Here is a 5717-nt window from a genome sequence, read left to right as displayed (position 1 = left end):
TAGGTACAGCAGAACCAGGTAGTAGCAATGTCACCATCAGTTTCGGCAGTACAGAACTTGGTACAGCCCCGGTGGATGGAAATGGCAACTTCACCTACAGCCTGACACCAGCCAACATCACCACCATTGGACAGGGAACAGGTAAAACCATCACCGCCACCCAAACAGATGCCGCCGGCAATATCGGTACATCCCCTGCCTTTACCTTGTCCGTAGATACCATAGCACCCGCGGTTACCATTACCAGGGTTGGTGAAGAAAATGATATCCCTGTAGTAGGTACAGTTGTAGTAGGTACAGCAGAACCAGGTAGTGGTGATGTCACCATCAAGTACGGCATTGAAGAAGATAGTGAAGTTCTTGCTACAGCCCAGGTGGATGAAAATGGCAACTTCACCTACAGCCTGACAGAAAAGGACATCACCATCATTGGAAACAGAGATAAAAGCATCATAGCCACCCAAACAGATGCAGCCGGCAATATCGGTACATTCACCTTTCCCTTAAAGGGAGATCCCAGCGCCGACGTATTTACACAGACTAGCGGCGGATTTGTCTTGACATTCGATGCTGACCTAAATCTCAGTGTCCTTAACCTTTACAGGGGATTAGATGTAGCCGATTCACCAGACATCACCCTCAGAGATGGTGCCGGAAATATCATCAATGGCTCACTGATTTGGGATGAAACTGCTAAGACCCTCACCTTTGTTAAGACTGGTGATATCCTAGAACCGGGTAGTTACACCCTGACCCTGGAGAGCCGCCCAGATGGCTTGGTCTATACTAACGGTGAGTTAATCGATGTAGATCGTGATGGTACCCCAGGTGGTCAATTTCAATTGGAATTTACGGTGGAGAGTCAGACAGCACCAGTCCTGAGCTTACCTGACTTTAGCCGCGCACCGGGTCAAGGTGTAGATGTTCCCGCGGGGGATAACCTCATTGGTCTACCCATCCGGATAAGTAACCCCAACGGTGTTGATAATATTAGCTTCACCTTGCAATATGATCCGGGTATCCTGAATATTACGGAAGCAAATGTAGCTCCATCATCGGGTTGGAATTTCACCTCTAATACCATTGATCCTTTAACAGGACAAGCTGTGTTTACCCTGGCTGGACCTGCTTTGAGCAATAACACCGATTTAATTTTCCTCACAGCTGAGGTTCCTGAGAGTGCGACCTACGGTAATTCTGGTTTATTAGAAATCATTCCAGGTGCTGGATTGGTGGGAGATAGTGCAGTCCAACTAGTAGCAAAGTTCGGAGATACCACAGGAAATCAAGAGTACAGCGCTCTTGATGCCTCCTTGATTGCACGGGTGAGTGTAGGGTTGGATACAGGATTTAGAGCCTTCCCAGTCACTGATCCGCTTATTCTGGGAGACATTACAGGTAACGGAGAATTGTCTGCATTGGATGCTGCTCGTGTAGCCCAACGATCGGTAGGTCTTTCTGTTCCCGAAATTCCTGTATAGAAGCATATTGAAAGGAGAGTATCATAGGATTTGAATGTGGGGGTTTTTACCGCTACATCCCTAAACCTTTTAAATACTTGAGTCTGAATATAGCATTTACCATGCTCGTGAGGTACAAATTTTTTTAGTTTTAGGGAACAGGGAACAGGGAACAGGGAACAGGGAATAGGGAATTGGTGTGTACTTCATGAGCCTGAAAAAGGCTTTAAACAGATTCACTAGATAGGGTAGTCAAATTGTTTTGCTAATGTTGCTGTACCAGGTCTTGATGCTTTTTAGATTTAGTTACAGCACAAATTATTCAGCAGCAAGTGGGTACTTTAACCGATGGAGTGCTCACCATTCAAGATCCCGCCAGCCTAGCGATCGCTCCCACTAATGGCACACAGTTAGAAGGCAATACTAGTGAATTGTTCAAGTCGGGATAAAAACTACTAAGCTGTAAATAGCACGCGACAACTTGACCGTAAATTCTCAATCGCCCCAGAAGGTTTTAACCGGGGTGATTTGGGCTTACCCATTGGCGAATTACCTGTAATTACATTATGTTTGATGCTTTATCTGAACGTTTAGAAAGTGCCTGGAAGAAGCTACGGGGACAGGACAAAATATCTCCATCCAATATTCAAGATGCTTTGCGGGAAGTACGCCGCGCCTTGTTGGAAGCAGATGTCAATCTCCAGGTAGTTAAAGATTTTATTGGCGAAGTCGAAACCAAAGCACAGGGAGCCGAAGTGCTGACTGGTGTGCGACCTGACCAGCAATTTATCAAAATTGTTCACGATGAATTGGTGCGGGTCATGGGGGAGGAAAATGTTCCCCTGGCCGAGACTCAGCAGAAGCCAACAATTGTGTTAATGGCTGGGTTACAAGGTACTGGTAAAACCACAGCTACTGCTAAGTTAGCCTTACATTTACGGAAATTAGAGCGTACCTGTTTATTGGTAGCCACAGATGTATACCGCCCAGCCGCTATTGACCAGCTACTGACCTTGGGTAAGCAAATTAACGTCCCAGTGTTTGAGATGGGAAGTGATGCAGACCCGGTAGAAATAGCCCGCCAAGGTGTGGAACGTGCCAAGGCGGAGGGTGTGAACACAGTAATTATTGATACCGCTGGCCGTCTGCAAATTGATGAGGAGATGATGGGGGAACTAGCCCGCATCAAAGCTACTGTTCAACCTCATGAAACCTTGCTAGTTGTAGACGCTATGACTGGTCAAGAGGCAGCAAATCTCACCCGCACCTTTCACGAACAAATCGGCATTACAGGGGCGATTCTGACCAAATTAGATGGTGATAGCCGTGGTGGTGCGGCGCTGTCAGTCCGACAGATTTCAGGAGCGCCCATTAAGTTCGTGGGTGTAGGTGAGAAGGTGGAGGCGCTACAACCCTTTTATCCTGACCGCATGGCTTCTCGGATTCTGGGTATGGGTGATGTTCTTTCTCTGGTAGAAAAAGCTCAGGAAGAATTTGACCTGGCCGATGCTGAAAAAATGCAGGATAAAATCCTTTCAGCAAAGTTTGACTTTAATGACTTCCTCAAGCAGTTGCGTTTGTTGAAAAATATGGGTTCATTAGGCGGGATTATGAAGATGATTCCCGGTATGAACAAGATTTCCGATGACAAACTGAAGGAGGGAGAAACCCAGCTCAAGCGCTGCGAGTCCATGATTAACTCCATGACCCGCCAAGAACGCCAAGACCCGGATTTATTGGCGAGTTCTCCGAGTCGGCGGCGGCGCATCGCTCAGGGATCTGGTTATAGAGAGCCCGATGTGAGTAAATTAGTGGCTGATTTCCAAAAAATGCGCGGTCTGATGCAGCAAATGGGACAAGGTCGAATGCCGGCAGGAATGCCAGGAATGTTTGGCGGCGGCGGTATGGGCAATCTTTTTGCCGGTGGTGCTAATCCTCCCTCGGCTCCTGGATGGCGGGGTTATAATAGCGGTGCTACCACGAAGAAGAAAAAGAACAAAGATAAAAAGAAGAAGGGCTTCGGCAATCTTTAGAATTTTTCCACCGTTCATGATTCCTAGCAGCTAATGCTAGGCAAGTGCTAAAATTGTCATTTTAGTACCAACCAATACGATTAGGAGAATTGTTCCTCAACCATGATTAAATTGCGCTTGAAGCGATACGGCAAAAAGCGGGAAGCAAGTTACCGCATTATCGCCATTAACAGCCTTGCTCGCCGTGATGGCCGTCCCCTGGAAGAACTGGGATTCTACAACCCCAGAACTGATGAAGTGCGACTAGATGTTCCCGGTATCGTCAAGCGACTCCAACAAGGCGCCCAACCCACTGATACCGTCCGTAGCATTTTAGTAAAAGCCAATGTTTTTGAACAGGTCAGTGCCACAACCGCATCTTAACTCCGGAATTAAATCTCTCAATGCTAGTCCCAATTATGTTGGGTTAGTTAGGTTTTTGATGCAGCCATTTTTAGAATCTCCAGAAAGTTTAAGTATTGATTGTGAGACTGCTCACGGGCTTAAACGGGTTTGGATTCGCATTGCCTTTGATAGCAAAGATAAGGGTAAAGTGTTTGGTCGAGGAGGACGCAATATTCAGGCAATGAGAACGGTGATTGCGGCTGCGGCGGAAGTTGCTGGACAATCAGTCTACCTGGATATGTACGGCAGCAATGGTTTAGGTCGAGATGGAATGTCTTCTGAGGACGACCAGCAAGAGCGATCGCCTTCGGCAGCGCGCGGACAGCAATCGTCAGAACCTAAAACACGAGACACAAATGTAAATATACCCAGACCAGTTGTCAAACCAAGAACTCACTAGTTAACTAAGAGAAAGTCTGAGCGTTGGTTTAATCCCGCTCAGATATTCCGTTTTTTTGTCAAAAGTTCTCAATTTAAAATTAATTTAGTTGTCAAAAAACGAATTGCATAAATTAAGCAATACATACTTATGGCAGATGCCTTAATCATTCAGCTGCCTAATATTCCCAGTGCGATCGCTCTTGGCGGTGATAGAGAGGAAAATCTCAAACTCTTATCCCGGCAAACAGGGGCTAATTTGGTGTTGCGTGGGCAAGAACTACATATTGGTGGTACGGAGGCGCAAGTTCATCTGGCGGCTCAATTGGTGCGATCGCTTGAAGAAATCTGGATTAAGGGCAACACTATCTCTAGTGCCGATATTTTAACAGCTCGTCAAGCCCTAGATAATCATCGCCAAGGAGAACTGCAAGAATTACAGCGAGATGTTTTAGCTAAAACTCTTCGCGGTGAAGAAATTCGTGCCAAAACCTTTCGCCAACGCGAATACATTCAAGATATCCGTAAGCATGACTTAACATTCTGCATTGGCCCGGCGGGAACAGGTAAAACTTATCTGGCTGTTGTCGTTGCTGTGCAAGCACTCCTGAATAACCAGGTGGAAAAGTTAATTTTAACCCGTCCGGCTGTGGAAGCGGGGGAAAAACTGGGCTTTCTACCGGGAGATTTGCAGCAAAAAGTTAATCCCTATCTTCGCCCCCTTTACGATGCTATCTATGAATTTATTGATCAAGAAAAAGTCCCCAGTTTAATGGAACGTGGTGTCATTGAAGTTGCTCCCCTTGCTTATATGCGAGGACGCACCCTCAACCATGCTTTTGTAATTGTCGATGAAGCCCAAAATACTACACCCGCCCAAATGAAAATGGTATTGACTCGTTTGGGTTTCCGCTCTCGGATGGTAATTACAGGTGACACTACACAAACAGATTTACCCCTGAACCAAAAATCCGGACTAGCTGTAGCCTTACAAGTTCTCAAAAATGTTGAAGGTATTGGCTTTTGTGAATTCACTCAAAAAGATGTTGTCCGCCATCCCTTGGTTCAACGCATTGTCGCTGCTTATGAAAAATACGAAAGCTAAGGAACAATAATGATGAATTATGCAATTCGATTTTTAGACGTGTAACTAATTGTAGCTTAGTTGCTTAAAACGAGTAAATATTACTAAATCACCCTAGACTAAAAGTAGTTGATTTAATGAAGTTTTGATGCAGCATGTCACTCCCAAGGAAAACGACAACTTGAACACTTACGCACAAGATATCCAGAGGCTGAAATTATTTCAGAAGTTGGCAGCGGACTCAATTTTAAACGGAAAAAATTCCTCGCCATTCTGGAACGAATCATCGACGGCGATATCCAACGTATTGTCTTTCCCCACCCTGACCGACTTGTCCGATTCGGATTTGAATTGGTTAGGTGGTTATGCACAAAATTT

Annotated in this window: 5 protein-coding genes and 1 pseudogene; all 6 read left to right on the top strand. The window is 45.7% G+C overall.

Features of this window, described 5'->3' with window-relative positions; all coding sequences use genetic code 11:
* On the top strand, nt 1–1481 hold a 1481-nt coding region (locus PN457_RS05620), incomplete at its 5' end, for an Ig-like domain-containing protein (RefSeq protein ID WP_271731879.1).
* A 545-nt stretch (nt 1482–2026) separates the two neighbouring features.
* Nucleotides 2027–3493, top strand: coding sequence for a signal recognition particle protein (gene ffh / locus PN457_RS05615; protein ID WP_271731878.1), 1467 nt, complete (start codon nt 2027–2029; stop codon nt 3491–3493).
* Nucleotides 3494–3595: 102 nt separating this feature from the next.
* On the top strand, nt 3596–3856 hold the full coding sequence (rpsP, locus tag PN457_RS05610; protein WP_200987113.1) for a 30S ribosomal protein S16: 261 nt from the start codon (nt 3596–3598) through the stop codon (nt 3854–3856).
* The gene (locus PN457_RS05605) at nt 3819–4277 is read left to right on the top strand and encodes a KH domain-containing protein (RefSeq protein ID WP_271731876.1); all 459 of its coding nucleotides are present in this window, start codon (nt 3819–3821) and stop codon (nt 4275–4277) included. Before rpsP ends, PN457_RS05605 begins: the two co-directional genes overlap by 38 nt.
* Nucleotides 4278–4406: 129 nt before the next feature.
* The gene (locus tag PN457_RS05600) at nt 4407–5360 is read left to right on the top strand and encodes a PhoH family protein (RefSeq protein WP_271731875.1); all 954 of its coding nucleotides are present in this window, start codon (nt 4407–4409) and stop codon (nt 5358–5360) included.
* Between the two features lie 195 nt (nt 5361–5555).
* Nucleotides 5556–5717, top strand: a pseudogene (locus PN457_RS05595) (IS607 family transposase); the annotation flags it as partial.

Origin of the sequence: Anabaenopsis arnoldii, assembly GCF_028331025.1 — a bacterium.
Taxonomy (GTDB): Bacteria; Cyanobacteriota; Cyanobacteriia; order Cyanobacteriales; family Nostocaceae; genus Anabaenopsis; species Anabaenopsis arnoldii.
The sequence above is the reverse complement of the archived record's forward strand: the minus strand, read 5'-3'. Positions and strand labels throughout refer to the sequence as shown.